This window comes from Pseudoalteromonas sp. 3J6, assembly GCF_903995135.1.
GTDB lineage: Bacteria > Pseudomonadota > Gammaproteobacteria > Enterobacterales > Alteromonadaceae > Pseudoalteromonas.
In genome coordinates this window covers 1721816-1747704 of sequence record NZ_LR877185.1, presented here as the reverse complement: position 1 = coordinate 1747704, position 25889 = coordinate 1721816, and the positions used below count along the sequence as shown (strand labels likewise).

Below are 25889 nucleotides of genomic sequence, written 5' to 3'. Positions count from 1 at the left end.
TAGAGTTTTTGATGCCTAATACTGTAGTTACAAACCCAAATACTATTCCTTCATCTATGCAGGCTATTGCCTTAATAGAGCCTAATGAGGATATTAACTTAGTTGATATGCAATTACCTGTGCCTCAATGCACAGGTAATGAGCTGTTAGTAAAAGTGGAGTATGTTGGTTTAAATCCGGTGGATGCGCAATTTGCTAAATCTGGCTTTTGTTTATGGCAGTATCCGCATGTTTTAGGCTTGGATGCAGTGGGTGTAGTGGTTAAAGCGGGTAAAGGCGTATTTCCTGGCGTGGGTGAGCGTGTAATGTGGCACGCCAGTATTGGTGAGCAAGGGATATTGAGCGAATACGCAAAAGTGCCTAATTATGCAGTGTCTATCATTCCCAAGCAATTAGCCAGTGATAAGGCTGCTACTTTGCCCTGCGCCGGAATGGCAGCGCTTATCAGCTTAGATAAATTAGCCGTAACTGAAGGCGATACCCTCTTTGTTGAAGGCGGGGCAGGTGCTGTAGGTCAATTTGCTATTCAATTTGCAAAGCAGCGTGGTGCCGATGTATTTACAACCGCCTCCAAGCGTAACCACAAATTGGTTAAGCAGCTAGGGGCTGATGTAGTTTTTGATTACAATGACAAAACCTTATGTGACAAAATTCGCCGAGAGCTTGGCCCACAAGGATTTGATGCCGTTATTGATATTATGGGTGGGGAATCGACCATTCAAAATATCGAGCTAATGCGTTTTTGCGGTCGTATTGCTTGTTTAAACCCACTGCCTAATTTTGAACAGCAGCTAATGTACCGTAGAGCACCCAATATTAGTATTGTATCCTTAGGTGGCGCGTGGTTAGCCAATAGCCTATGCGCGCAGCAGCGCATGAGTTTTATGGGTAATTTGTTGCTTGAAACGGTCTCTAATGGCGAAATAATTCCTCCAGAAGTATTAGCTGTTGATTTTAACGCAAAGGCTGTTTCTAGCGCATTAAATAAACAGCTTGCAGGTGGTTTTACAGGTAAACAAGTGGTTAAAATAAGCTAGGTTTACTCACATTCCCATATTTAAAAAGCGCAGCCTAATTTTAGGCTGCGCTTTTTTGTTTCTACTTTCTTACCAAATCTGTATTTACGGCGATATAGGTCTGAATTATTAAATTTTTTACAAAAAAAATAATAATTCAGCGTACAAGTGTAAGCCTTTTTATTTCAACAGTTTACGTTCAGGTAAAGAAAATAAATTGCAAAAACTGTTAATTAATTGAATAGAGTAATTGATCTAAACCGATTTTTATGACGTAATGTAGGTATTATTTATCTGGTCGGATGAGTTCGTTATGAGTTTACGTACAAAATTAAAAAAAGTATTACCAAGTATTTCAGTTACTGAGCAAGAAGCGCTAGACGCTGGCGATGTATGGCTAGAAGGGTCTATCTACCAAGGTAAACCAGATTTTAGCGCGCTACGCGATGTACCTGCGGCGAAATTAACCGCAGACGAACAAGCGTTTCTAGACGGTCCAGTACAAGAACTACTAAGCATGATTGATGATTCAGTCATTCAAAATGGTATTCATTTACCAAACGACATTTTAGAGTTTTTGAAAAAAGAGCGCTTCTTCTCGCTGATCATCCCTAAATCGTTTGGCGGTTTAGAGTTCAGCCCATACGCTAACTCAACAATTGTAGGTACTATTGCGACTAAGAGTTCAGCGGTTGCGGTAACTGTAATGGTACCAAACTCGTTAGGCCCAGGTGAGTTACTACTTCACTTTGGTACAGAGGAGCAACAGGCACATTACTTACCACGTTTAGCAAATGGTACAGACATTCCATGTTTTGCATTAACCAGCCCAGAAGCAGGTTCTGATGCAGGCGGTATTCCTGATGTAGGTACTGTTACTAAAGGTATGTACAACGGCGAAGAAGTACTTGGCCTAGAAATTACGTGGGACAAGCGCTACATTACACTCGCGCCAATTGCCACTGTACTTGGTTTAGCATTTAAAGTAGTTGACCCAGATGGTCTACTAGGTGGTAAAGAAAACCTAGGTATTACTTGTGCACTTATTCCAAAAGAGCACCCAGGTGTAGAACTTGGTAATCGTCATGATCCTATGGGTATTCGTTTTTACAACGGTACTACACGTGGTAACAAAGTATTTGTACCAATGGATTTTGTTATCGGTGGTCAGAAAAATATCGGCCGCGGTTGGCAAATGCTAGTTAGCTGTTTAGGCGCAGGTCGTGGTATTTCATTACCAGCGTTGGGTGTAAGTACAGCACAAGTGGCGTTAAAATCAGCTTCAGAATACGCAGCAGTGCGTGAGCAGTTTGGTTTATCAATTGGCCAATTTGAAGGTATTCAAGAAAAGCTAGCTGACATTGCAGGTAAAACATACCTACAAGAAGCAATGCGAGTACTGACAACTGAAGGTTTAGGCATGGGCTTAAAACCATCGGTAGTAACTGCAATCGCTAAATACCATATGACAGAGCTTGGCCGTGATGTGCTTGACTCAGCAATGGATATTCAAGCGGGTAAAGCAATTCAGAATGGTCCTCAAAACACGCTTGCTAGCGGTTATGTGGCGCAGCCAATTGCCATAACGGTAGAGGGCGCGAACATTCTTACTCGTAACCTGATGATCTTTGGTCAAGGTGTTATGCGTTGTCACCCATACTTACAATCTATGGTTGAGTCTATCCACAGCGATGACAAAAACGCAGATGCAGAATTTAACGGTATTTTACGTAAAACAATTGGCTACAGTACAGCAAACAGCTTACGTGCGTTCCGCTTAGGTGTACTACCGTTTACCGCGAGTGCAAACTCAGCATTACCAGAAGTACGTGACTACGAAAAAGCAGTGCAAAAACTATCAGCTAAATTAGCTGTATATGCTGACTTCTCGTTACTAGTACTTGGCGGTAAATTAAAGCAAGCTGAAATGCTTTCAGCACGTTTAGGCGATGTAATGAGCTTCTTGTATGCAGCTATGGCATCTATTAAGTATTATGAGCAAAAAGTAGCTAGCAGCGAGCGTGAGCAAGCGGCTCCTTACTTCCATTATGCGACTCGTTTTGCACTTCAAAGCGCAGAAGAAGCATTGCACAAGTTCTTAGACAACTTCCCTGCAAGTGGTACTCGTAAGTTCATTCGTTTCATTACTATGAACTACTCAACTAAAATGCCAAAAATCAGCGATGATTTAATTCGTGAATTAGCAAAACAAGCTCAGCTTGATACGGCATTTAAAGCGCAAATCACCCATTTAGTTAAGCCAATTGAAGGTGATGGTCATCACATCAATGAGCAAGCTTACAAAGCTAAAATGGCGTCACTTGAGCTATTAGCTAAAGTGAAAAAAGCGCTACGTGCTAAAACCTTTAAGCCGGGTACGCGTTTTTCAATCACACTTGAAAATGCACTTGCTGCAAAAGTAATTAACGACGCTGAATTTGTTCAGTTAAGTGATTACAACAAAAAGCGTGAAAAAGCGATTCGTGTTGATGAGTTCGACTTCGATATGAACATCCTAGACGACAACGCACAGCCAGTTAATCCGCTTAAAAGCGTGGTTAACCAATAAAATTCAATAATGCAAAGCGCCTGCAGTTTAGGCGCTTTTATTGATACAAAATTAGTGTGGAGTCCTGCTTGAGTAACATCAAGCGGGGCTTTTTTATGGGTGTAATTCAAGCTCAGGGATAATGACGGCTATTTGATGATAAAGCCTTGCTTTAATGTTAAGTGTTAAATAACGTTCGACCTCGTTGTTTTTCATTAAGGCGGTATGATGCACCAATACATATTCAGCGATATAATTTAAAAATGGGGAATGCATTTTCATATTTCCATCAATAAAAAAGATCTGTTTTTATACAGTGCGGTTGTTTTGCTCCAATATTCAAGAAAATATGCTCCGAACCGCTTTTTTATTTTTATTATATTTAGTACCAACAAAAAAATTATAGCTGGCAATGAGTTAAGTTATTTGTTAAAAAAGTAATTAATAAATATATTAGTATGGCGCTGGCAGAGATATGCGCGACAAGCGCATTATAAAATTGTTATGCTCTGAAAGGTAATTAAATGAAAAATATCGAAAACGCATGGGCAGTGAATGAAAGCTTGCTTCAATCATATAGGAGCACTTTCATTGCCTCCCAATCATTCCTGTTAGTTGTTGGTTCAATTTTGCTAAATGACGACATTAAACCATGTTGGCTGTTAGGTTTTGTAAGCATTTCTGCCTTAGTTATGATTTGGATTGTCTGGTTCCGTGTTGTTGTCTCAAGGGCAAGAGCTGTTGATTATTATAAGTTTCAATTAGTGACAGAAGTTGCTGCACATCCTGATTTTTGCAAATCAGAGGAAGCTTACATATCTAACAAAGATGCTCGTGAAAAGATGAATGTTGCTGCAGGCAAAAGGAACTGGAGACTGACTCGGAAAAAAGTTGATTTGTTTCTTCCAGTCCTATTTTCAATAATTTGGGGTACCCTCATATATGCAAAGTATTACGCATAACAAGCAACTGCATCGGAAAACAGTTGGCTGTTTTCGTTCCTCAATTTTTTAGCCAACAATTTTTTGCCCATTATTAGGGCGCTAAATCCTAAAGGGACTGTATGACACTGATTGAGCTTGAAGCTCTAGCATCTGAAAAACTCTCGATAAACAACGAAGAAAGCAGAACGAGCTTTCTTCGATTGTTAAATACAGGCTTGCTTGTAAATGTCATTGACAACTTGTTAGGTAATGAAAAAGAGCTTAATGAAGTAGCAAGCAGATCCTATTACCACAACAACGGATTTTTAAAGGTTGTGTTGATAGAAAAGCGACCTAAATATTCTGTTAGGTTTCACATTTGGCCTGAAGAGTTATTTCAAGCTCCTGATGTCCATAATCATCCTTGGGACATGACAGGATTAGTTTTGAATGGTTCATATGAGTGGCCAATTTATTCTCTTGACCAAATTTCGGAAGGCAGTGAAAGTTTTGATTTATTTGAATGCCGGTATTTGGAAGACTACTCAGGGCATTCGTTCCATGATCTTGATAAGGTTACTTTAAATCAGATAGATAAACTAAGTTTTCAGCAAGGTGACATTTTTCAATTATCTCAGACACAGTACCATAGTGTAAGAAAAGAGAATTCCCAACCCGCAGAATCAATAGTCATAACTGGTGACTCAGTAGGGTTAAGTGCAAATGTGATTACAAATCGGAAAATCATGTGTAGCTCTATATCTAAAAACTCCTCTGTAGAGAGTTCTTTCTTACAAGATAAATTGTCTTCATTTCTAGAACGGAGGTTGTCTTGATTGTTAAAGATGTAATAAAAAGCCCTTATAAATTAAGGGTTTACTTTGTTGGTCTAGTAATGGTTTTAGTATTCATGATAGTTGCTAATTATTACTTGTTACCGAAAGCATTTATTTACTTTGGAAGCAATTATGAAGGTGCGATCCCTTCATTTATTAATAATTTAATAGCGCTACTTGGTTCAAGCTTTATTGCTTCCGGCTTTATATGGTTTGTAACACCCAGTGGTTTAAATAGTAATGATGTGAATGTGATTTCCTCACATGATATTAAAGATTTTCTTAATTCCATGCTAAATAGAACCGAACGCTTTTCGTATTATGGTCATACGGCTAGGTGGAACAGAGCGGTTACATTTCCAAAAATTCTAGAGGAGGCTAAAGATTTAAGAGTTACTAAGCATATTGATTTGATAATAATCGACCCAGATGATGCAAGTGCATGTAACCTCTATGCTTCATTCGGGCATGGCGAAAGAAAAAAAGGTAGAAAAATTCAGTCAGCAACAGATGTAAGAATTGAACTACTTACAACTTTTTTGTGTTGCATAGAAATCAATAAATCACCATTTATCGAAATCGGTTTATATGTAACAGATAAGGTTTCAATATCTAGGTTTGATATTTCCGATAATGCATTGATGTTGACTAAACCATATCAAGGTGATCCTGCTCTTTATTTTCCTAAAAACACATTCTTTTACTCTTCGTATAAAGAGGAATTTAATGTCGCCAAGCAGCAATGTAAGAGGATAAATTTGGACATTTCAGAAAAAGACATCAAAGAATCGAATCTAAAGAAGGCACTTTGTGAGGCTGGTTTTCAGGCAGACTATGTTGATAGCGAATTTGGAAAAGAACTATTGGAAACATTGGGCAAAGTAGAAAAGCCATATTGATTTAACAAGCGTATGTTGTCGGACTGTTTTTCCGTTGCGCTCCAAACCAGCCGCAAGTGCGAGGCGTTATAAGTCATTAGGAGAGAATTTATGTTGAAACGGATGTCTTTGATATTGCTGGTTTGTACATTTTGTGCCCATTCGGGTGAAGAGGTACTTTCCATTGATAGAGTTGTACCTAATAGTTTTGATTTGGCCTTTCCAAACGAATCAAACATTCAGCCAGAGCAGAGTGATTTTAGTGTAAATAACTTTGTATTAATGAGTAACGATTCTGGTGAGCGTTGGGCGGTAGTAACTTTGACTAATATGGCATCAGGTCGACGAAGTCTAACTAATAAACACCTAATGGCTATCGTTGCAGACGGACAACGAATTGCACCATTGGAGTTTTTACAATCATTCAAAGCAGATGAGACACTATCGTTAACTATCAACTTTGGAGAAAGTAAGTTTCCTTTGCTATCAATCTATTCAAGGTCTGGCAAATAACAAGTACATCAAGGTGCTCGCAAACTTGCTAGGATATCAAAACTACACGGGGATTGAGTTTGGTGCTCTGCATAATTTAACCAAATTGCTGTTACGTTTTTGTGCCCTATATGTGGGTTTGTGTGTACAAGGAGGCAAAGTGAATAGCAGACATATTTTATTACTCGTTATCATCTTATTTATAACTGGTTGTACTAGGTCAGGCCAACTTTATTATATTGATGCTAAAGGTAATGAGAAACTTGGTTGTGATGTAGAATTTATAGGTATGCCAAGTGTTGATAAATTTGCTGTTGAATATACTTTAAGCCTTTGCGCTAAAAGCATTGTTAAAAAAGGCGGTGTGATCCAGGAAGAACACCTTTTAATGATTGATACAGCTATTCCCTTAGCTCCATGTGAAAAGGCTTGGAGTCACGAATTAGCTAAGCAACGATATCAGGCTAAAAAGTTAACTAAGAAAGAGTATGGCTATATTGTTGCAAATATAGATTTAGGTTTAGCAACAGTCAATAACTGCACATAACAGGCGCTTTAAGCGCGGGCTGCTAACAGCTGACTCAGCTTCGCTACATACACTTTAGCCAACAATTATCAGCCCTTTATGCGGGCTTTAGGTTTTTATCAAAATATGGAGTTTTATTCTAATTATGGAAAAATCAGTTCAAGTCAAAAATAATGAAGATAGTACAGAGAAATCTCGAAGTGTAGAAAAAAATAAAATCCAAAATGAAACTATTACAACAGAGCTACATTTTGAGTTGTTAAAACAGTATGCATGGCTATCATCAGCAATAATAGGTGCTATTGTTATACTTATTCAATTAAAAGTACTTACCTTTGGCTCCAAGGTTTATATTCCTTTAGGTTGTTTTTGTTTTTCAATTCTTAACTCTTTAATTGCTCAAGACTATATAGTTGAGTCATTAACAAAAGGTAAAACTATTTATGATATCTCTAAAAAAGTATATATATTACGCAACTTATCTGTATTTGGTTTAGGGCTTGGCGTAGGGTTACTTGCTAATAGCTTTATTTAGACAACAAACACATTAAGCAGGATAAAACAGTTGGCTTTTGTTCCTGCGTCGCTAATTTTGCCAATTATTTTATTGCCTCTAATGGGGTGTTAAATACCTAAATGGAGTTTAGATGAATATTCAAGTTTTTAGACCAAAACAATTTGTAGATATGGCGAGAGACTATAAGTTGTTTGCGGATGACGTAGAAGTTGCCACTATAAAAAGAGGAGTTACGCAAACAGTAAACATCCCTGATTCAACTAAAACTATTCAAGCGAAAATAGATTGGTGTTCAAGCCAAACTTTTCCTGTAGCCTCAATTACTGACAAAGGAATTATTATTAAAAATTCTTTTGGTAGTAATATATTCAAATTGCTTTTTTTAACTATTTATTATGTCAGTTTCGGTAAAAGCAAATACTTATCGGTAACAAACGGTATTTAGCATGATCATTAAACGGACAATGCTCTTCCCCCGTTCTAGTGAACACATCCTCATCAATTTAATTAACAATTTTAAGTCTGTTGTTTGGCGAAATGATTAGAGGTTCATATGGTGTTTGAAAAACTGGCTAAACATCATGCTAGTCAACTGTTAGATTTTGAATTAGAAAATAAGCAATGGTTTGAAACGCTAATTGAGCCTAGAGCTAAGTCGTTTTATTCAATAAAAGGTGTTACCGAGCACATTGATTTATTAATTAATCAAATGAATGAAGGCACTGGTTATAGTGGGGTATTACTTCAAAATAACATTATAGTTGCACGAGCAAATATTAAGGACGTCTCAAATAATGAAGCGTTTGTTGGCTATCGTGTGGCTGAAGCTTTTACTTCTAAGGGGGCTGCTAGTTTTGTTTGTCACAGCTTATAAATATTGCTCAAAGTAAATTTAATATTACTCAGCTGAAAGCGTTGGTCTTGGAAAATAATCCCGCATCAATGCGTGTACTAAAAAAATTTGGTTTTCAAGCCATAAATACAAATGTAAACGCTATAACTATAAATGGTAGGCGACTAAGTTGTATAGAGTTCTGTGCAAAATACGCATGACAAGCTGCTTTTTGTGGTATGACTAATTTGGCCATCCATTCAAAAACTAGCATTCGTTTTTTATATACTGGTTTGTGTAAAACCATATGAACTTATTTATTAAGAGCTTTGTTTTAAGACCTTTTATTTAAAACACTGTCTAATGTTAAACTAACTAAAATTTAGCAACCTAATATGGCTATGTCTTTTTATCTTCCGTTACTTATCCCGCATTTTGAGCGTATAGCCATTGGCGAAACCCTAACCTCGCTTTGGAGTGTCTGTGGTCAAATTGTGAAGTGCCAACTTGATGAGCAAGCCTGTGTGATTAAAGCGATTAAAGTACCCGATCACATTAATCACCCTAAAATTAAACAAAGCAACTTTGCACTTAATAGAAAGCGTGACTCTTACCACGTTGAATATACGTTTTATCAGCAATTTAGTCATAAGCTGCCCAAGCAAGCGGCAGCTATTGAATGCATTAAAGCAATCAACAAAGGCGATGAGTTTGCCTTGGTGTTTACAGATTTTTCAAAGCTGGGGTACAGCCAAGCAACCACCGAGAATATAAAAGCCATATTAAAGTGGTTGGCACATTTTCATGCCTTTCATTTAAATGCCTTTCCTTTAAATACTAAGTTTGATGGCTTATGGCCGCAAGGAAGCTATTGGCATTTGGGTACACGCCCTGATGAATTTAATAACTTACCTGAAAAGTCCGATATTAAACAGGCTGCATTACTGTTAAACGGCGCATTAAAGCAGTGTGATTATAAAACATTAATTCATGGTGATGCCAAGCTTGCTAACTTTGCCGCTAATAGCCAAGGGCATATTCTCGGTTACGATTTTCAATATGTGGGTGCGGGTGTTGGGGTGATTGATGTAATGTATTTTATGACCAGTTGTATGGATGATTCTGAGCTTCATAAACACGCACAGAGCTACCTCGACTATTATTTTAGCCAATTGAAGCATGCTCTGAGTGACTATCAACCACACATTAATGCTGATGATGTTGTTACACAATGGGCTCATTTATGGCCAGTGGCATGGGCAGACTTTTATCGGTTTTTACTTGGGTGGAGCCCAGAACACAAAAAGGTTAACAGCTACATGCGCGCTCAGGTAAATAATTGGTTAGCGAGTAACAACTCATAAACACAAAAATCTTTATAGTTGTGGCTAAATTAAATATTTTGGCACGAACTATGAAATCAAGACTAAAATTAACAGTCAAACGGCCTGTTTTAATATAAAATATGTCAAATTTTTTATCACTAGGTTTATTACTATGGCTATTCACGTTATTTCTCATCCCCTTGTTCAACATAAGTTAGGTTTAATGCGCGCGCATGGAATTAGCACGAAAAGTTTTCGTGAGTTGTGTTCAGAAGTGGGCACATTATTAACTTACGAAGCCACTAAAAACCTAGAATTAGAAGATAACGAAATTACAGGCTGGGACGGTAATAAACTTAAAGTTGAGCACATTAAGGGTAAAAAAATTACCGTGGTGCCAATTTTACGTGCGGGCCTTGGTATGATGGACGGCGTAATGTCGTTACTCCCAGCGGCTAAAGTGAGTGTAGTGGGTTTAGAGCGTAACGAAGAAACTCTTGAGCCAGTTCCCTACTTTGAAAAACTAGTGGGTAATATTGATGAGCGTTTAAGCTTAGTGATTGACCCAATGCTGGCTACTGGTGGTTCTATGATCGCCACCATTGATATGCTTAAAAAAGCAGGCTGTAAAGAAATTAAAGTAATTGTACTGGTTGCTGCACCTGAGGGCGTTGAAAAAACATTAGCCGCTCACCCTGATATTGAGATTTTTACTGCCTCAGTTGATAGCCATTTAAATGAAAAAGGTTACATCATCCCAGGGCTTGGCGATGCAGGTGACAAAATTTTCGGTACGGTTTACTAAGGTTTAGCAGTGCAAAATAATTCTACATTTTCTATAAAAACCATTTTAACCGGTGCCCAAATGCTATTTGTTGCATTTGGTGCATTGGTACTAGTGCCTATTTTAACCGGCCTAGATCCTAGCGTAGCCTTGTTTACCGCTGGTTTAGGTACTTTGTTGTTTCAATTTGTGACTAAAGGCCAAGTGCCTATTTTTTTAGCTTCGTCATTTGCGTTTATTGCACCCATTATTGCCTCAGTACAAATGTGGGGTATACCCGCCACTATGGGTGGTTTAATGGCGGCGGGCTTTACTTATATGCTATTAAGTTTATTGGTGAAGTTTAAAGGTACAAAAACCTTACATAAAATTTTGCCGCCAATTGTGGTAGGCCCAGTGATTATGGTAATTGGTCTAGCGCTTGCGCCTGCGGCGGTTAATATGGCCATGGGTAAAAGTGGCGATGGTGGCACACAAATTATTGCCTACGACAGCGCTATTATTATCTCTATGTTCTCATTGCTCGTTACTTTAGTGTTTGCCGTGTGGGGTAAAGGGGTATTTAAATTAATACCTATTTTAGCCGGTGTTGTTGCCGGTTACACGCTATCGTTATTTATGGGTATAGTGCAATTTGAGGCCGTAAGTAATGCACAGTGGTTGGCTGTGCCAAACTTTGTGTTACCAGAGTTTAAATGGCAAGCCATATTATTTATGGTGCCGGTGGCAATTGCGCCTGCTATTGAACACATTGGCGATATGATGGCAATTAGCCAAGTTACAAAAAAAGATTATTTGAAAAAACCAGGGCTACATCGCACTTTATTTGGTGATGGTTTAGCCACTTCTGCCGCATCCTTATTTGGCGGCCCACCTAATACCACTTACTCAGAGGTAACTGGTGCGGTAATGCTTACTAAAAACTTTAACCCTAAAGTAATGATGTGGACTGCCATTATCGCAATTTGCTTAGCATTTGTTGCTAAAATGGGCGCTAGTTTGCAAACCATTCCGGTGCCAGTAATGGGCGGAATAATGATTTTATTATTTGGCTCTATTGCGGTTATTGGTTTAAACACCTTAGTTAAATCGGGCGATGACTTAAGTGAACCGCGTAATTTAAGTATTGTGGCACTTATTTTAATTTGTGGTATTGGTGGTATGTACATAGGTAGTAGTGAGTTCAGCCTAGAAGGTGTGAGCTTATGTGCTATTTTAGGCATAGTATTAAACTTAGTATTACCCAAAGCACAGAGCAACCAGAGTTAAGTTTGCACTGTGGTTAAAAATATTGCACCAAAAAAGCGCATTTTAAATGCGCTTTTTTTTTAACCTACTAAAAAGTAACAATAAATAATATTGGTCTAGTAACTGCATTTCCTTAGTCATACCCTATAGTTGACTCAGGGATTGTTATATGGAGACCAAGAGTGTGGATATAAATGCTTTTTTAGTAAAACACCAACTGCCGTTGAAATATCAGTATATTAGCGAGCAGTATTTTTCTGCTATTGCGCAGGACATTCTAACCAGTAAAAAAACAGCCCCTATATTTGTCGCAATTAATGGCTGCCAAGGCTCAGGAAAAACCACACTTGGTGATTATTTAGTAACTTGGTTTAGCCAAAATACCCACCTAAACTGTGTTGCGCTTTCTATTGATGACTTTTATTTATCAACTCAAAAACGCCAACAGTTAGCGCAAGATGTGCATTGTTTATTCGCCACCCGAGGCGTACCGGGTACACACGATGTTGCGTTAATGGATAACACGATTAGTCGTTTATTAAATGCAGAAGTAAATGTACCGCTGCCGCGTTTTGATAAGCAACAAGATGAACCTGTAGCAAAAAACAAATGGTTAACTAATAGTCAGCCGATCGATGTTGTTATTTTAGAAGGGTGGTGTGTAGCCAGTGAACCACAGCAGCCTTTTACTTTAGTTGAGCCTATTAACGAGCTAGAAAAATCATACGATCAACAAGGGTTATGGCGTCGCTGTATTAACAGCTGTTTAGCCAATGAATATAAAACCGTTTTTGATAAAATCGATTACACAATTATGCTCAAAGCCCCGAGTTTTGATGATGTGTTTGCGTGGCGCCAAGAGCAAGAACACAAGTTAATTGCCAAACAAGGGCAGGGCGCAGGCACTATGACTGATGAGCAGTTATTGTGGTTTATCTCTCATTTTGAACGCATCACGCGTGAAAACCTCAACACCCTTAGTGCTAAAGCAAATGCACTTATAGAGCTCGATAGTAATCGAGATGTAACTGCGATGGTGCTTACAAGCGATAGTATTGTACAACCTATCATTTTTACCGATTTAGATGGCACATTACTCAATCACAGAGATTACAACACCGATGCAGTAGATACCTTATTACAAGAGCTGCAATACAGCGGTGTACCTGTGGTATTTAATACCAGCAAAACATTTAGTGAAGTAGTGGCACTGCAACAAGCGCTTAATATTACACAGCCTTTCATTGTTGAAAATGGCTCGGCTGTTTATATTCCTAAAAATTATTTTAATCTCAGGCCAATTGGCTGCAGCGAATACCAAGGCTACTGGTGTTACTCGTTTGCTGCACCCATTAGCAATTTATGGACTGATTTAAAACGCTTAAAAAAAGACTACGGCGACCAATATAGTTTGTTTAGTGAGCTGACCAGTGAGCAGGTAATGAAAATGACAGGATTAAACCAGCTACAAGCAACGCAAGCACAAACCCGTCAATACTCAGATCCGCTCTACTGGCATGGCGATGAGCAGCAACTAAATGAATTTATCAATGCGATATCAGTATATGGCTACGAGGTTAAAGTAGGCGGGCGCTTTGTTCACATTGGAAAAAATACCGATAAAAGCATGGCTCAGCAATGGTTAGTGCAGCAGTTTAATACGCAGTTTACTAAAGCGCTGAGCATTATTGCGCTAGGGGATAGTGAAAACGATAAGCAAATGCTAGAAGAGGCTGATATCGCCATCATCATTACCAATCCAGAGAGTAAAAAGCCAGTTAAATTAACCTATAACAAAGCGCGTTATTCTCAATTGCCGGCACCGCTAGGCTGGGTTGAAGAAATTACAGCACTACCTTGTATTAACAGTATTTTACCCAGTTCTGAGGAGTATAGTTTACATGGCTGATTTTTATCAAAATGGCATTATTACAACACTACATAACATTGCCAATAGACCCGTAGACGATTTAGAAAAAGAGTTACTTGGCTTTAGTAAACAGCGACCAATGGGGCTTATATTGCCTTCATTATTTAGTGAGTTAGAAGGCCCTGCTTTACAAAATATTGTTAAAGAGCTGCAACAAGTACCGTATTTATCGCAAATAACTATAGGCTTAGACAGAGCCGACGAAAGCCAGTATCGCTATGCATTGAACTTTTTTAAATCGCTCGATCAAAACCATAAAGTCCTTTGGAACGATGGCCCCCGCTTGCAGACGCTCGATAAAGAGCTTCAAGCTTTAGGTGTGGCGCCACGCGAGCTTGGTAAAGGGCGTAATGTGTGGTATTGCATGGGGTATAAACTCGCTACCGCTGAGGTTGAGTCAATAGCACTACATGATTGCGATATTTTAACTTATGACCGAGGCTTATTAGCGCGATTAATTTACCCAGTTGCACATCCTCGATTTAACTATGAGTTTTGTAAAGGCTTTTACCCGCGTACTGCTAATGGAAAAATAAATGGCCGTGTCTCTCGGTTATTAGTTACTCCGTTATTGCGCTCGTTTAAAACCATTTTAGGCAGCCGTGATTACCTTGAGTATATGGACTCGTTTCGCTACCCATTAGCCGGTGAATTTTCATTTAGACGCGATGTATTAAACGATATTCGTATTCCTAGTGACTGGGGATTAGAAATTGGCGTATTAAGCGAGATGTATCGTAATTATTCTCATAACCGCTTGTGCCAAGTTGATATTGCCGATAACTACGATCATAAACACCAAGAATTATCGTTGGACGACCAAACAGCTGGCCTTTCTAAAATGTCTATTGATATAACCAAAGCACTATTTAGAAAGTTAGCGACTCAGGGGGTTACTTTTACCAGCGAAACCATACGTTCATTAAAAGCGACTTATTACCGCATTGGTTTAGACTTTATTGAAACCTATCATAATGATGCGTTAATGAACGGCTTAACACTTGATATTCACCAAGAAGAAAAAGCGGTAGAAATGTTTGCACAAAATATTATGAATGCAGGCCAACACTTTTTAGAAAACCCAATGGAAGCGCCATTTGTGCCGAGTTGGAACCGTGTAGCTTCGGCGATGCCCGATGTACTAGAGCGTTTAAAAGAAGCCGTTGAGCTTGATAACGAACAATACAGTTAAATTGGTATACTTAAACGAGGCGCCTGTGGACATAGTTAGGGAACAGTTTTTTCAACGAGTCGAACAACATTTACATACTATTTATCAAGGGGTTGAGTTACCTATGCCGGTAGCTGAGTTGGCTGAAGAATTAATCACCTTGATATTGAGTAATAACCCACTTCGAGATCCTACGCCGCACACTAATCGCTGGGATGAACAAGATATTATTTTAATTGCCTATGGCGATTCTATTATAAATCATGAAGACAGTGAGTTAGCAGTTGGAACTCCCCTAGAGGCGCCGTTAAAAACCTTGCATCGCTTTATAAAAGAGCAGTGCGATCACCAGCTTAATGCACTGCATATTTTACCTTTTTATCCGTACAGCTCAGATGAAGGATTTGCGGTAATGAACTATGCGCAAGTTAATGAAGCGCTGGGCGATTGGCAAGATATTAACGCGATTGCCAACGATGTAAAGTTAATGGCTGATTTAGTGATTAATCATTGTTCTAGCCGAAGCCTTTGGTTTGAAAACTTTTTAACCGATACACACCCAGGGAAAGACTATTTTAAAACAGCCAGTTTAACTGACGATTTAAGCCAAGTAGTGCGCCCACGAACTTCGCCATTATTACATACGGTCGCCACAGCAAGCGGTGATAAGCATGTATGGTGTACATTTAGTCATGATCAAGTGGATTTTAATTTTGAAAACCCTGAGGTTTTAAAAGAGTTTGTTGGCATTATTCGCCACTATTTAGATAACGGTATTCGCTTGTTTCGCCTTGATGCTGTGGCCTTTTTATGGAAACAACTTAATACCAGTTGTATAAACTTGCCACAAACTCATGAAGTGGTGCGTTTACTGCGAACGCTGATTGAGCATGCTGAGCCCAGTGTAGTGATTATTACCGAAACCAATATTCCTAATCAAGAAAATCTATCTTACTTTGGTAATGCCAACGAAGCCCATGCAATTTATAACTTTGCTTTGCCGCCGTTGTTATTGCACACTTTACTTAGTGGTGATAGTACCGCACTTAAGCACTGGATGATGAGCATGCCGCCAGCGCAAAACGGTACCGCATATTTTAATTTTATAGCCTCTCATGATGGCATTGGTTTGAGGCCAATTGAAGGCTTATTACAACCGAGTGAAGTTGCTTCGTTAGTAAGCACGACCATGCAATTTGGGGGACGTGTTTCAATGCGCACCAGTCACGATGGCACGCATACCCCTTATGAGCTAAATATTGCCTTGTTTGATGCCTTACAAGGTACGCATAATGGCGCAGATAAATATGGCCTTGAGCGCTTTTTGTGTGCCCATGCCATTATGTTTGCAATGGAAGGAATACCGGGGCTATACATACATAGTTTACTTGGCACAACTAATGACTATGAGCGCTTTGAAAATTCGCAGCACAATCGCGCAATTAATCGTCATCGCTGGCAAGAGTCAAAATTATTAGCGGCTATTGAAGAAAAATACAGCCACCATCACCAGGTGTTCAAGGGAATAAAACAGTTATTATCAGTGCGTAAAAGGCAAGCTGCATTCCATCCTAATGCTACACAATTTACTTTGCACTTAGGAGAGGGGTTATTTGGTTTTTGGCGACAAAGTATAGACCGCCAACAAAGTATTTTTTGTGTTTATAATATTAGCAGTCAGCCACAAAGCTTAACCTTAGCCGACTTAAACTTAATAAATACCCAGCAATGGGTTGAGCTAATTTCTAAAACAACACTTGATGAATCCCAACAAACCATGCTGTTAGCACCCTATCAAACGCTTTGGTTATCCAATAAGGCATAGGGACATTTATTATGGTAGGCAAAATGCGTTCAGAGTTTTAAATAAGGGAATAGCACTGTAAAGGGGCTTTACAGTGCTACTTCTCAAGCGCTAAAAGTAGATTTTCTATGGTAAATTCATACCAGTCAGCGCGTGTTTTACTAAACTGTATAAAGTTTATTTCTGCAAGGCCAGTAGTATTTATCGCCTTGTATAAGGGGGTGTTTTCCTCAGTAAGCGGGTCAAAAATATCAGCTGTACGATGAAGCAAAGGACTAAGTTTTGGTTGAGTATGGTTGTCGAACAAATTAACTAGGGCATAAGCACCTAGTAACACATGACCTCCAATAGATACATCAAGTCCTGATTTATTACTTGGTGGAACCTCCCAGTTAATACCGCCCACAATAACCTGAGATTGCATGTTTAGCTGTTTTAATGCCCTTTTTGCGCCAAAAGCAATGGCATCATTCGCACACCAAATAATGTTAATTTCAGGGGCTTGCTGCATATACGCTAAGGTTTTTGTAAACCCTTCTTGTTCAGACCAATTGGCAACCTCTTTAGCGGTTAAGGTGACTTGCGGTGTTTGCGTTAAAAAATCCATTAACCCTTGTGTGCGCATAATAGAAGCAGGCGTTGCATAGTCGCCTAATAACGCCAATATATGTGCGCTAGTTGTTGTTTTATTGGTAAACTTTTTATAAAGCTGCTGCATCAATGATTTACCTGCAACGCGATTATTTGGGGTAATACTACCGACTATGTTAGTGCCATTTTCACGTAACATATCAAGTGACGCAGGTGAGGGACGATTTAATAAAAAGTAAATAGGGACATGTTTACTGTCTATTTTAGAGAGGTATTTACTGGTAACATTTTTTTCGTTTACGAGGATCAGATAATCGGGCTTATCATTTATAGCCTGCTGAATAAGCTCTTTCATTAAAATATGATTTCGATTTGCGTATTTTATCGTTAATGTCACATCTAAATCAGTGGCTGCATTTTGCATTATTTTAGAAACATCAAACCAAAAATTTCCGGTTTTGTTTTGTGCATTTTCAGAGTCGGAAAAACCAGGATTAATAAATATGACTTCTAGGGCATAAGCACTATAACTACCCAACAGAAGGCAGGTAAATGTTAGCAGGCGGTATAATTTAAACAAGGACATACATTTCTCTATAAACTTTCTAAAGCTCAATTTATCCTTGCTAAAGTACTCCGTGGTGACATCTAGGCGTTATCCTATATAATACCTCAGTAAGTTTAGCATGTATGCAACAATTATTTTTTAGGGTGTATTAATGAAAGCAGTTTTGTTATTAATGGTATTAATATTTAGTCAAATAGTTGCCGCAAATGAAATGAGCGACTTAGAAAAAACCATGAAAAACATTGGGCTTGCTTATAAACAAAGTGTTGAAGCAACCCAGTTAGCAGAATTTAATGGCGCTATCGATGAATTTATTAAATTGATAGAGCAAAGTAAGCAAGCCAAGTTTTATAAAGAAGCTGAAAAGTCGGTGCAAGGGCTAGATAAGGTGCTTACTCAAGCCCAGTTAGCCAAAAAGGTAGCGAACGAGCAAGGGCTCGAGGCGGCAAAAAAACCACTCAAAGCAATTGATAATTTACGCAAAAAATATCACAAATTACATGAGCCTCCAGGCTTTTTTGAATTATTGTTTGGAAAATAAGGATTAGTAATGGAAATTTCGGTTTCAATGTTAGACGGTCAAAAATTAAGTGCTAAGTTTGGTGAGCATGAAGTTATAAGCGATCAAAGCATAAACGCTGGTGGTGATGCAGAACATCCAGAACCGTTTGACTATTTTTTAGTAAGCATGGTGTTGTGTGCTGGTTTTTATGCGCGTAAATTTTGTCAGCAAAGAGAGATCTCGACCGAAGGGATGACACTGACACAAAATAACGAAAATGTAGATGAAAACGGTAAGAAGCTTTTTTCAATCGAAATTGGCTTGCCAGAAGATTTCCCAGCTAAATATAAAAAAGCACTGATTGCTGCGGTAAATACATGTACCGTGAAAAAGGTTATTCAAGCAGTACCTGAGTTTTCTGTTGTAGTTAAATAGACCCTAATAATAATGCCGAGTATAAACTCGGCATTATTTTATCTTGCTACTTTTTCTTCATACCCTGCACAGCTTTAAATCTAGGGTTATCTTTACATATCACGAATACTCGCCCTTTGCGCTTTACAATTTGACAACCTGGTCGTTGTTTTGCACTTTTTAATGAACTTAAAACTTTCATTTGCTTTCCTTTTTAGCAGTAGAGAGGTTTTTAAACCGACGATTAAATTGCGCAACACGTCCATCAGTAGCGAGCGTTTTTTGTTTGCCGGTATAAAATGGATGTGAGTCACTTGAGACATCAATAGGAACATAAGGGTATGTTTTACCCTCAATTTCTATGGTGCGATTGGTTTTAATGGTTGAACCAATAATAAAGTAAGAATCAGCTGCAGTATCATGAAAAGCAACCACATGGTAATCAGGGTGAATATTGGGCTTCATAAAATGCCTTTAATGTTATGTGATAGTATATCATTTAATTTAACGTATTTATTTTCCCTTTGCAAATCATTTTAGATAGCCTTAAACGCAGTGTAATTGCTGTGTATTTGCACAAAATAGTCAAAAAATAAGCACTTAGATCAAAAGTACTGGCTATTAGTATTTAGGCTGCTATAACTAGACTCAGCGAATAAAATAATAAGAATTTAATAACGTCAATAGAGGTAGTTTTATGAGTGACGCTCAGGCACAACAAGACCAAATCGACCAAGGAGTCATGGATACTCTCAGAGAGCGTGACCACAGTATATTAGCTAAGCAAGTTGATTCGTTAGGGTGTACTCATAACGACATCATTGAATTACTTGCTCATTATTTAGCATTAAGCGAACAAGAAGATGATGAATTATTTGATGACTGGTTTGACGCGCTTTCAAAAGAACAACACACCGTATTAAAAGTATTTGAAGTATATCGTGGACAGTACGAGCACCAAAACTAATTCATTTGGTTGCAATAACTACGTTTTGAGGTGGCACAAAACTGCTTGAATGTAATTTAGTGTTAAAAAAGTGTGTGTTTTTATTCCTAAGCAAAATAAAAATCACACTTTTTTAATACAAGACCCCTAACTATGGCAACGAGCAGTTATTTTTAGCCAATGGAGATGCCAGCGAGACTTCAGGTTGCCAAATTCGCTGCCAAATATTACCGGCATTACTAAAACTAGGGCGCTGAGAGAGTCGTTCAAAATTACCCAACTTAATGCCCGAGTCTGTTTGCTCACCTACCACAAAGTTAAATACATATTGGCATTCCATACCCATTCTTAAATCTGACAAAATCACGTTATCGGTTTGCTGGCGAATAGAATAAAACCCTTTTGTAAACCATTGTAGCCTTTGTATGCCCCATTGCTTGTCAATAGGCTTAATTAAAGACGGTGTTGTATTGTAGGCATTTAAGGTTACATCACTGGGCGAGTCAAACACGGAGGCATAACCCTCGTAGTAGTGACCGTCAGACATCACTACTACACGCCAAAGTAAAGTAGTGAGCGGGGCAGGCGTACTAATATAGCCGGTTGCGTCAATATCGCGATTGTTCAGTGCTGTTTTTACCTTGTCGTCAATATTGAGTTTAAACACAAAGGCAAGGCATAAATACGCTGTGCTTAGGCTAAGTGTAATTGCATTGATTTTATAGGCTTTACTGGTACTTATTTTAGGTAATAAAGTAAAAGCTAAACCAATTAATAACGGTAAGGTGTAAAGGGGGTCAATAATAAACATGCTGGATACCGCAAAAGGGTATTCACTTAAGGGCCACATTAGCTGAGTACCATAAACGGTGAGTGAATCTAATAAAGCATGTGTTGATAAGCACAAAAAAACTAACCAAAACCAACGAGCTTTATAAGCCTGCATGCCTGTGTGTATTTTTAATATTAGCCACACAATCAGCGGGCTTATTAATAAATGCACAAATAAAGAATGGCTAAAACCGCGATGATAGGTAAATGCCTCTACACTGCCGCCATAGGGTAAAAATACATCTAGATCGGGTAAAGTGCCTAAAATAGCGCCCCACGCAACGGCTTTTCGACCTACTTTATTGCCTAGTACCGCGTAGCCTACGGCACTGCCTAATGCGACTTGTGTTAAAGAATCCATACTACCTCATCCAAATAATGCAACTGCAGTGTTTATACTCAGCTTAATCTTAAAACCGTCAATAATGTAAATTATTTCATTAAGTTGCTCTTTAAACTCAATTTAAAAGCGATTTATAAACTTAGTCGCGGTTGTATAAAATCTAAAAATGCAACGATACGGGAAGAAACCGCCCCATTTTTGTAATAAACGCCATAAATAGATTCTCGATTATTTGGGCTACTTACGCTGTGAGGTAAAACTTCTATTAATCGTTTTTTGGCTAAATCTTCTGCAATCATAAATTGTGAGAGAAGTGCTATGCCTTGATCAGCAATACATAAATGCCTAATGGTTTCGCCGCTGCTAGCCCTTAAATCAAAGTGCAGTGATTGCTGATGCTTCAAGGGCCATTGATTAAGAGTATTGGGCTCACTGAAGCCAATTAGGTTATGGTTTTTAAGATCTGAAACTTGCTGTAACGGTGGCGCATTTTTTACATAATCAGCGCTTGCGACCAATTTTAATTTACTTTGGCCTAATTTTCGCGCGTGCAGGTTTGAATCTTTTAAGTCTCCAATGCGAATAGCTAAATCTGTTTTGCGCTCAAGTAAATCAATAATATTGTCGTGTGAGGTAATATCGAGCGTGATTTGCGGGTATTGTTTTTTAAACTCATTAACTAGTGGCGCTAGTTGATGTAAAACAAAAGGGCTTGCTGCATCTATACGCAAGTGCCCGCTAGGTGCTTGCTTAAGTAGCTTTATTGTTTCTTCCCCTAAGAGCAGAGTGTTTAAAGCCTTTCGCGCATATTCTATGTATATATGTCCTTCCTCGGTCAGTTTTAAGCGCCGAGTTGTTCTGTTTAATAATGTGCAGTTTAGCCTGCTTTCAAGGCGAGATAGCGCTCTTGAAACCTTAGCTACATTTAAATCAAGTAAACTAGCCGCACCGGAAAAGCTGCCACAATCAACAATGGTAATAAACATTTCTAGATCTTCAGTTTTAGCTTGAACAGGCATAAATTAACTCATTTATATTTGCAAAATAAACAAAAGTATTTTGCCATTTATGCTATTTATTGCAAAGGAGTTTTTACACACACTATGCATCTATATTAAAAATGAGGATGTATTTATGCCATTGGCTTTATGGGCGCTTACCTTAAGCGCATTTGCAATTGGAACAACCGAGTTTGTTATAGTGGGTTTAGTGCCAACTATTGCAAACGATTTAGGCGTGAGCTTACCATCAGCAGGCTTACTAGTGAGCTTATATGCAGTTGGTGTAGCTATTGGCGCACCGGTACTCACTGCATTAACGGGTCGCTGGAACCGAAAAGTGGTACTTATAAGTCTTATGGGCTTATTTGTTATGGGTAATTTATTAGCTTGGCAAGCGCCGAGTTACGAAACACTAATACTGGCGCGCATACTAACAGGATTAGCTCATGGTGTATTTTTCTCTATTGGCTCAATGATAGCAACAAGCTTGGTAAGTAAAGACAAAGAGGCGAGCGCTATCGCAATTATGTTTACCGGCCTTACGGTAGCGCTTGTAACGGGTGTGCCATTAGGAACATGGATTGGCCAGCACTTTGGCTGGCGTGCAACTTTTTTAGTGGTTTCGGCATTAGGTTTAATTGCGCTAATTGGCAGCGCTATTTTAGTACCAAAAAACTTAAAGCAGTCTATTCCGGCGACGTTTAAAGAGCAGCTACAGGTTATTGTTAAGCCGCGCTTATTGCTCGTTTATTTAATGACTATATTAGGCTACGGCGGTACGTTCACCGCATTTACTTATTTAGCGCCTATATTAGAGCAGCAAACTGGCTTTGCACCATCCGCTATTGGTTTAATAATGCTGGTTTATGGTGTGTCGGTGGCTGTTGGTAATATATGGGGCGGAAAATTAGCCGACAAGCGAGGCCCAATTAGCGCACTGAGTATTATATTTAGCGCGTTAACAATTATTTTATTGGCTTTCACCTTTACTATGGAATCAAAAGTAGCCGCAGTGCTGACTATTTTAATATGGGGGGCATTTGCATTTGGTAATGTACCAGGATTGCAGCTTTATGTAGTAAAACAGGCAAAAAAGCATACTCCTAATGCGGTAGATGTCGCATCGGGCTTAAACATCGCGGCGTTTAATATTGGAATAGCCTTAGGCTCTGTTACAGGGGGGCTTGTAGTCGAGCATATGGAACTAAAAGATACCGCATGGATTGGGGCCGTTGTTTCATTACTGGCTTTAATAGTCACTCGATACAGTGGCAGGCTAGATAAACATAATGTTCAGGCTAAATAAAGCCGAACTCATATAGGTTAGTCTTGAAATAAAAATTAATGACCTCAGTATTCACATGAGGTCAAAATTTTAAATCAAAAAAAGTAATAGGTGTATTTAGTAAACACGTCGTTTGAATTTTAAACCTATTATTAAACAAGGATAAAGCTATGACACAACGTGTAATTGAAATGCCAGATTTAGGTATGGGTACTTTTCGTTTAGAAGGTAAAACAGCTTATGAATCTGTAAAAATGGCATTAGAAGTTGGATTCCGCCACATTGATACCGCGCAAATATATGGCAATGAAGAGCAAGTTGGCCAAGCAATTAAAGACAGCAATATTCCTCGTGAAGAATTATTTATAACCACCAAAGTATGGAATAATAAGCTCAACAAAGCTGACTTTGTTGACAGTGTTAAAACATCTTTAGAGAAGCTACAGCTTGATTATGTCGACTTATTGTTAATTCATTGGCCAGCACCGGTAAATAATGAACCCATGAGTGAATATTTAACCGAGCTGCTGTTAACAAAAAAGCTGGGGTTAACTAAACATATTGGTGTATCTAACTTCACCATTGCCAACTTAAATGAGGCAATGCAAACCTTAGATCCTCGCGAAATATTCACTAATCAAATTGAGGTACATCCATATTTAACCAACACTAAACTGCGCGCTTTTTGCGATCAACATAAAATTCATGTTACCGCCTATATGCCGTTTGTTGTGGGTAAGGTATTAACAGATCAAACCATTATTGATATTGCTAACAAGCACGATGCAACGCCAGCGCAAGTGGTTATTGCATGGGAAAATGCCAATGGCATGACCACCATTCCATCATCGACCAAGCGTAAAAACTTAGAAGATAACTTTAACGACAAAGTTAAACTTGATGATGAAGACATTGCGCGTATAGATGGCCTTGACTGTAACGACCGCCAAGCATCGCCAGACTTTGCACCACAGTGGGATCAATAACCAAAGAGCTAAAGCTAAAACAGGTGCAGTAAAGCTGCACCTTTATTTTTAAACAAGGAACACCCATGTTAACGGTAATTGCCACACTATCGAGTGAAAATAGCGATGCAGAGCGCCTTTTAATTGAGCTCGAAAACTTACAACAGTCCTCTCGCCAAGAAGTAGGCTGCCTGCGTTACGAGCTATCAGTTAAAAACGATGCTGAGCAAACTATCTATTTAGTGAGTGAGCAATGGGCGTCTAATGAGCATTTCGAAGCCCATAAAAACGCACCACACTTCAAGGCCTTTGGTGATGCTGTAGGTGCATTTATTTCTTCTACTAATATCGATGTGTACAAAACCATTGGTTAATTGCCACTAGGCTAATAGCAATGCTGGAGCTGTACTTACAGCTCTTTTTAAATATCATTTCCAAATATTTTCTTAAAATATCATCCTTTTCAGCTGCCTCTTAAATCCAAAGCTGTTTCATAATAAAAACGATTTCATAATAGCAATTTTTAATAAGACACTGCTGTTTGCATAGCTACAGCTGGCTTGCTTGATATTACTGACACATTCTTTTTGCTGTGATTTTGCACCGTTATAAAGAGATTCAATGCTAGCTAATTGTTTAAAAATATTTTTTGATGATTAATATAAACACAAAGGAATATAGGGACATTTGACGGTTTATAAAACGACAATTTAGCTAGATTAGATTGTTGAGTTTTTTGACTCTATTGTAATCAACTAAAAGGAATTAAAAATGGCAAGTTCACTCTATGATAAATACGACCACCTTACTGATGATGAGAAGTCTTATATCAAAACACATCCTCATCATGTAACTGTGATTATGAAGTCCCGTGATATAGCGTACTCAGAGACAGACTACCAAGCGTTTTGGGCATAATGGACGAAATGATAAAAGTGATGCCTTAAGACATTGCTTTTGGTCAGCGACTCTATCACGAGATATCGGCTATAAGAATCCTTTAGAATTGACTAATGCTCATGAAAGTAGCCCTTTAAATATAGCTGAAGAGAAGACTATGGATTTTCATAATAATAGTGTCGGTCTGAGGATTGGTATTTCAAACTCAGATAATACTAAATTATCCAAAATGTGTAATGATGCGTTGAGCGCTGGAAAATTAAAAGTGATTAAAAAATGAAATACATCTTAATAGCTTTTTCTTTGGTTCTCTTTGCATGCTCTGAACCAACAAAGGATTCCAGTTTAATTGAAATATCATTCAATCAGGCTATGTGGCAAAATAATATATCGAATCGAAGGGCAATGTTAAACGACTTTTTAGCTAAATATGATGTACAAAAGCAAAATCGTTCTAGTATTAAAAAGCTCCTAGGTGAGCCAGATGGCTATTACTTATATGACGAGTTTCCCGCATATAGGCTTAAAGAAAAAGGAGATTGCGTTGTTGCTTTTCCAATTGATAGAAAAACTGGAAAAGTAAAAAGAGCTCTGATTGAGCCAGAAAATTGCCTAATACAAGGTAATTAGCCAAGCACTTAAACATTAAAGGTATAATTGGCTCGAGATCTGTTAGTTTAGGCTGACTTTATTTTGCGCTTAACTCAGCGTTA

At 38.4% G+C, this 25889-nt stretch carries 31 protein-coding genes and 1 pseudogene; 26 read left to right on the top strand and 6 right to left on the bottom strand.

Features of this window, described 5'->3' with window-relative positions:
• The first annotated feature begins 11 nt into the window (after window positions 1–11).
• Window positions 12–1037, top strand: a complete 1026-nt coding sequence (locus P3J6_RS08080) for a zinc-binding dehydrogenase (RefSeq protein ID WP_198522675.1) — start codon at window positions 12–14, stop codon at window positions 1035–1037.
• A 292-nt stretch (window positions 1038–1329) separates the two neighbouring features.
• A complete protein-coding gene (locus tag P3J6_RS08075) occupies window positions 1330–3585 on the top strand; it encodes an acyl-CoA dehydrogenase (RefSeq protein WP_138607838.1) in 2256 nt (751 codons plus the stop codon).
• Between the two features lie 93 nt (window positions 3586–3678).
• On the opposite strand, the gene P3J6_RS08070 is transcribed toward P3J6_RS08075, so the two are convergent.
• Complete coding sequence (locus tag P3J6_RS08070; protein WP_198522674.1) at window positions 3679–3840, bottom strand: hypothetical protein; 162 nt, start codon at window positions 3838–3840, stop codon at window positions 3679–3681.
• Window positions 3841–4088: 248 nt separating this feature from the next.
• Between P3J6_RS08070 and P3J6_RS08065 the strand changes: the two genes are divergently transcribed.
• From P3J6_RS08065 to P3J6_RS08000, 15 genes are all read left to right on the top strand, one after another.
• Window positions 4089–4526, top strand: coding sequence for a hypothetical protein (locus P3J6_RS08065; protein WP_198522673.1), 438 nt, complete (start codon window positions 4089–4091; stop codon window positions 4524–4526).
• 101 nt (window positions 4527–4627) lie between these two features.
• Complete coding sequence (locus tag P3J6_RS08060) at window positions 4628–5323, top strand: hypothetical protein (RefSeq protein ID WP_198522672.1); 696 nt, start codon at window positions 4628–4630, stop codon at window positions 5321–5323.
• A complete protein-coding gene (locus P3J6_RS08055; protein ID WP_198522671.1) occupies window positions 5320–6222 on the top strand; it encodes a hypothetical protein in 903 nt (300 codons plus the stop codon). Before P3J6_RS08060 ends, P3J6_RS08055 begins: the two co-directional genes overlap by 4 nt.
• 90 nt (window positions 6223–6312) lie before the next feature.
• Window positions 6313–6714, top strand: a complete 402-nt coding sequence (locus tag P3J6_RS08050) for a hypothetical protein (protein ID WP_232735479.1) — start codon at window positions 6313–6315, stop codon at window positions 6712–6714.
• A 139-nt stretch (window positions 6715–6853) separates the two neighbouring features.
• The gene (locus P3J6_RS08045; RefSeq protein WP_138765052.1) at window positions 6854–7240 is read left to right on the top strand and encodes a hypothetical protein; all 387 of its coding nucleotides are present in this window, start codon (window positions 6854–6856) and stop codon (window positions 7238–7240) included.
• Window positions 7241–7364: 124 nt separating this feature from the next.
• The gene (locus P3J6_RS08040) at window positions 7365–7754 is read left to right on the top strand and encodes a hypothetical protein (protein ID WP_138765051.1); all 390 of its coding nucleotides are present in this window, start codon (window positions 7365–7367) and stop codon (window positions 7752–7754) included.
• Between the two features lie 112 nt (window positions 7755–7866).
• Window positions 7867–8181: a hypothetical protein gene (locus tag P3J6_RS08035; RefSeq protein ID WP_008466158.1), complete on the top strand. Its 315-nt coding sequence runs from the start codon at window positions 7867–7869 to the stop codon at window positions 8179–8181.
• A 108-nt stretch (window positions 8182–8289) separates the two neighbouring features.
• Window positions 8290–8610 (top strand): hypothetical protein, encoded by a 321-nt coding sequence (locus P3J6_RS18810; protein WP_232735478.1) that lies wholly within the window; start codon window positions 8290–8292, stop codon window positions 8608–8610.
• On the top strand, window positions 8595–8789 hold the full coding sequence (locus P3J6_RS18805) for a GNAT family N-acetyltransferase (protein ID WP_332871383.1): 195 nt from the start codon (window positions 8595–8597) through the stop codon (window positions 8787–8789). Before P3J6_RS18810 ends, P3J6_RS18805 begins: the two co-directional genes overlap by 16 nt.
• A gap of 180 nt (window positions 8790–8969) precedes the next feature.
• Complete coding sequence (locus P3J6_RS08025) at window positions 8970–9932, top strand: DUF1679 domain-containing protein (protein ID WP_198523787.1); 963 nt, start codon at window positions 8970–8972, stop codon at window positions 9930–9932.
• A gap of 133 nt (window positions 9933–10065) precedes the next feature.
• Complete coding sequence (gene upp / locus P3J6_RS08020; protein WP_008466150.1) at window positions 10066–10698, top strand: uracil phosphoribosyltransferase; 633 nt, start codon at window positions 10066–10068, stop codon at window positions 10696–10698.
• Window positions 10699–10707: 9 nt separating this feature from the next.
• Window positions 10708–11946 (top strand): uracil-xanthine permease family protein, encoded by a 1239-nt coding sequence (locus P3J6_RS08015; protein WP_055011979.1) that lies wholly within the window; start codon window positions 10708–10710, stop codon window positions 11944–11946.
• A 148-nt stretch (window positions 11947–12094) separates the two neighbouring features.
• Window positions 12095–13834, top strand: a complete 1740-nt coding sequence (locus P3J6_RS08010) for an HAD-IIB family hydrolase (protein WP_198522670.1) — start codon at window positions 12095–12097, stop codon at window positions 13832–13834.
• Window positions 13827–15047 (top strand): glycosyl transferase, encoded by a 1221-nt coding sequence (locus P3J6_RS08005; protein ID WP_198522669.1) that lies wholly within the window; start codon window positions 13827–13829, stop codon window positions 15045–15047. Before P3J6_RS08010 ends, P3J6_RS08005 begins: the two co-directional genes overlap by 8 nt.
• Window positions 15048–15072: 25 nt before the next feature.
• Window positions 15073–16851, top strand: a complete 1779-nt coding sequence (locus P3J6_RS08000; protein ID WP_198522668.1) for an alpha-amylase family glycosyl hydrolase — start codon at window positions 15073–15075, stop codon at window positions 16849–16851.
• Window positions 16852–16927: 76 nt separating this feature from the next.
• Here the strand turns inward: P3J6_RS08000 and P3J6_RS07995 are convergent, their stop codons facing one another.
• Window positions 16928–18007 carry an ABC transporter substrate-binding protein gene (locus P3J6_RS07995; RefSeq protein ID WP_198522667.1) on the bottom strand — a complete coding sequence of 360 codons (1080 nt, stop codon included), beginning with the start codon at window positions 18005–18007 and terminating at the stop codon, window positions 16928–16930.
• Between the two features lie 133 nt (window positions 18008–18140).
• On the opposite strand from P3J6_RS07995, the gene P3J6_RS07990 reads away from it, so the two are divergent.
• Both P3J6_RS07990 and P3J6_RS07985 read left to right on the top strand, forming a co-directional pair.
• Complete coding sequence (locus P3J6_RS07990; RefSeq protein ID WP_198522666.1) at window positions 18141–18530, top strand: cytochrome b562; 390 nt, start codon at window positions 18141–18143, stop codon at window positions 18528–18530.
• A gap of 9 nt (window positions 18531–18539) precedes the next feature.
• Window positions 18540–18926, top strand: coding sequence for an OsmC family protein (locus P3J6_RS07985; protein ID WP_198522665.1), 387 nt, complete (start codon window positions 18540–18542; stop codon window positions 18924–18926).
• 46 nt (window positions 18927–18972) lie between these two features.
• Here P3J6_RS07985 and ykgO read toward each other — a convergent pair whose 3' ends face one another.
• Entirely contained in the window at window positions 18973–19107 is a 135-nt protein-coding gene (ykgO, locus tag P3J6_RS07980) for a type B 50S ribosomal protein L36 (protein WP_004586489.1), read from the bottom strand.
• On the bottom strand, window positions 19104–19370 hold the full coding sequence (locus P3J6_RS07975) for a type B 50S ribosomal protein L31 (protein ID WP_008463845.1): 267 nt from the start codon (window positions 19368–19370) through the stop codon (window positions 19104–19106). Before P3J6_RS07975 ends, ykgO begins: the two co-directional genes overlap by 4 nt.
• A 232-nt stretch (window positions 19371–19602) precedes the next feature.
• On the opposite strand from P3J6_RS07975, the gene P3J6_RS07970 reads away from it, so the two are divergent.
• Complete coding sequence (locus P3J6_RS07970; RefSeq protein WP_178957212.1) at window positions 19603–19872, top strand: hypothetical protein; 270 nt, start codon at window positions 19603–19605, stop codon at window positions 19870–19872.
• Between the two features lie 130 nt (window positions 19873–20002).
• Here P3J6_RS07970 and P3J6_RS07965 read toward each other — a convergent pair whose 3' ends face one another.
• Together P3J6_RS07965 and P3J6_RS07960 are read right to left on the bottom strand one after the other, a co-directional pair.
• On the bottom strand, window positions 20003–21043 hold the full coding sequence (locus tag P3J6_RS07965) for a metal-dependent hydrolase (protein WP_198522664.1): 1041 nt from the start codon (window positions 21041–21043) through the stop codon (window positions 20003–20005).
• Window positions 21044–21156: 113 nt separating this feature from the next.
• The gene (locus P3J6_RS07960) at window positions 21157–22044 is read right to left on the bottom strand and encodes a LysR family transcriptional regulator (RefSeq protein WP_198522663.1); all 888 of its coding nucleotides are present in this window, start codon (window positions 22042–22044) and stop codon (window positions 21157–21159) included.
• Between the two features lie 115 nt (window positions 22045–22159).
• Here P3J6_RS07960 and P3J6_RS07955 point away from each other — a divergent pair, with 115 nt between their 5' ends.
• The 6 genes and pseudogenes from P3J6_RS07955 (at window position 22160) to P3J6_RS07935 (ending at window position 25806) form a co-directional block, all read left to right on the top strand.
• Window positions 22160–23332 (top strand): MFS transporter, encoded by a 1173-nt coding sequence (locus P3J6_RS07955; RefSeq protein WP_010388973.1) that lies wholly within the window; start codon window positions 22160–22162, stop codon window positions 23330–23332.
• Window positions 23333–23481: 149 nt separating this feature from the next.
• The gene (dkgB, locus tag P3J6_RS07950; protein ID WP_178957208.1) at window positions 23482–24297 is read left to right on the top strand and encodes a 2,5-didehydrogluconate reductase DkgB; all 816 of its coding nucleotides are present in this window, start codon (window positions 23482–23484) and stop codon (window positions 24295–24297) included.
• A 65-nt stretch (window positions 24298–24362) separates the two neighbouring features.
• Complete coding sequence (locus tag P3J6_RS07945; RefSeq protein ID WP_178957207.1) at window positions 24363–24650, top strand: putative quinol monooxygenase; 288 nt, start codon at window positions 24363–24365, stop codon at window positions 24648–24650.
• Window positions 24651–25047: 397 nt separating this feature from the next.
• Window positions 25048–25194, top strand: coding sequence for a hypothetical protein (locus P3J6_RS07940; RefSeq protein WP_198522662.1), 147 nt, complete (start codon window positions 25048–25050; stop codon window positions 25192–25194).
• A 25-nt stretch (window positions 25195–25219) separates the two neighbouring features.
• Window positions 25220–25456, top strand: a pseudogene (locus P3J6_RS18945) (DUF6973 domain-containing protein); the annotation flags it as partial.
• Window positions 25453–25806 (top strand): hypothetical protein, encoded by a 354-nt coding sequence (locus P3J6_RS07935; protein WP_090493145.1) that lies wholly within the window; start codon window positions 25453–25455, stop codon window positions 25804–25806. The pseudogene P3J6_RS18945 and the gene P3J6_RS07935, both read left to right, overlap by 4 nt.
• Window positions 25807–25889: the final 83 nt, after the last annotated feature.

Bases quoted from the DNA above. Each gene is read 5' to 3' on its own strand.
- P3J6_RS08005 (WP_198522669.1), top strand. From the start codon at position 13,827: ATGGCTGATTTTTATCAAAATGGCATTATTACAACACTACATAACATT.
- P3J6_RS08065 (WP_198522673.1), top strand. From the start codon at position 4,089: ATGAAAAATATCGAAAACGCATGGGCAGTGAATGAAAGCTTGCTTCAA.
- P3J6_RS08050 (WP_232735479.1), top strand. From the start codon at position 6,313: ATGTTGAAACGGATGTCTTTGATATTGCTGGTTTGTACATTTTGTGCC.
- P3J6_RS08080 (WP_198522675.1), top strand. From the start codon at position 12: ATGCCTAATACTGTAGTTACAAACCCAAATACTATTCCTTCATCTATG.
- P3J6_RS07935 (WP_090493145.1), top strand. From the start codon at position 25,453: ATGAAATACATCTTAATAGCTTTTTCTTTGGTTCTCTTTGCATGCTCT.
- P3J6_RS08035 (WP_008466158.1), top strand. From the start codon at position 7,867: ATGAATATTCAAGTTTTTAGACCAAAACAATTTGTAGATATGGCGAGA.
- P3J6_RS07965 (WP_198522664.1), bottom strand. From the start codon at position 21,043: ATGGATTCTTTAACACAAGTCGCATTAGGCAGTGCCGTAGGCTACGCG.
- P3J6_RS08040 (WP_138765051.1), top strand. From the start codon at position 7,365: ATGGAAAAATCAGTTCAAGTCAAAAATAATGAAGATAGTACAGAGAAA.
- P3J6_RS07995 (WP_198522667.1), bottom strand. From the start codon at position 18,007: ATGTCCTTGTTTAAATTATACCGCCTGCTAACATTTACCTGCCTTCTG.
- P3J6_RS08025 (WP_198523787.1), top strand. From the start codon at position 8,970: ATGTCTTTTTATCTTCCGTTACTTATCCCGCATTTTGAGCGTATAGCC.
- upp (WP_008466150.1), top strand. From the start codon at position 10,066: ATGGCTATTCACGTTATTTCTCATCCCCTTGTTCAACATAAGTTAGGT.
- P3J6_RS07975 (WP_008463845.1), bottom strand. From the start codon at position 19,370: ATGAAGCCCAATATTCACCCTGATTACCATGTGGTTGCTTTTCATGAT.
- P3J6_RS08070 (WP_198522674.1), bottom strand. From the start codon at position 3,840: ATGCATTCCCCATTTTTAAATTATATCGCTGAATATGTATTGGTGCAT.
- P3J6_RS07960 (WP_198522663.1), bottom strand. From the start codon at position 22,044: ATGCCTGTTCAAGCTAAAACTGAAGATCTAGAAATGTTTATTACCATT.
- P3J6_RS07970 (WP_178957212.1), top strand. From the start codon at position 19,603: ATGAGTGACGCTCAGGCACAACAAGACCAAATCGACCAAGGAGTCATG.
- P3J6_RS07945 (WP_178957207.1), top strand. From the start codon at position 24,363: ATGTTAACGGTAATTGCCACACTATCGAGTGAAAATAGCGATGCAGAG.
- P3J6_RS07990 (WP_198522666.1), top strand. From the start codon at position 18,141: ATGAAAGCAGTTTTGTTATTAATGGTATTAATATTTAGTCAAATAGTT.
- P3J6_RS07985 (WP_198522665.1), top strand. From the start codon at position 18,540: ATGGAAATTTCGGTTTCAATGTTAGACGGTCAAAAATTAAGTGCTAAG.
- P3J6_RS07955 (WP_010388973.1), top strand. From the start codon at position 22,160: ATGCCATTGGCTTTATGGGCGCTTACCTTAAGCGCATTTGCAATTGGA.
- P3J6_RS08060 (WP_198522672.1), top strand. From the start codon at position 4,628: ATGACACTGATTGAGCTTGAAGCTCTAGCATCTGAAAAACTCTCGATA.
- P3J6_RS08075 (WP_138607838.1), top strand. From the start codon at position 1,330: ATGAGTTTACGTACAAAATTAAAAAAAGTATTACCAAGTATTTCAGTT.
- dkgB (WP_178957208.1), top strand. From the start codon at position 23,482: ATGACACAACGTGTAATTGAAATGCCAGATTTAGGTATGGGTACTTTT.
- P3J6_RS08010 (WP_198522670.1), top strand. From the start codon at position 12,095: ATGGAGACCAAGAGTGTGGATATAAATGCTTTTTTAGTAAAACACCAA.
- ykgO (WP_004586489.1), bottom strand. From the start codon at position 19,107: ATGAAAGTTTTAAGTTCATTAAAAAGTGCAAAACAACGACCAGGTTGT.
- P3J6_RS18810 (WP_232735478.1), top strand. From the start codon at position 8,290: ATGGTGTTTGAAAAACTGGCTAAACATCATGCTAGTCAACTGTTAGAT.
- P3J6_RS07940 (WP_198522662.1), top strand. From the start codon at position 25,048: ATGGCAAGTTCACTCTATGATAAATACGACCACCTTACTGATGATGAG.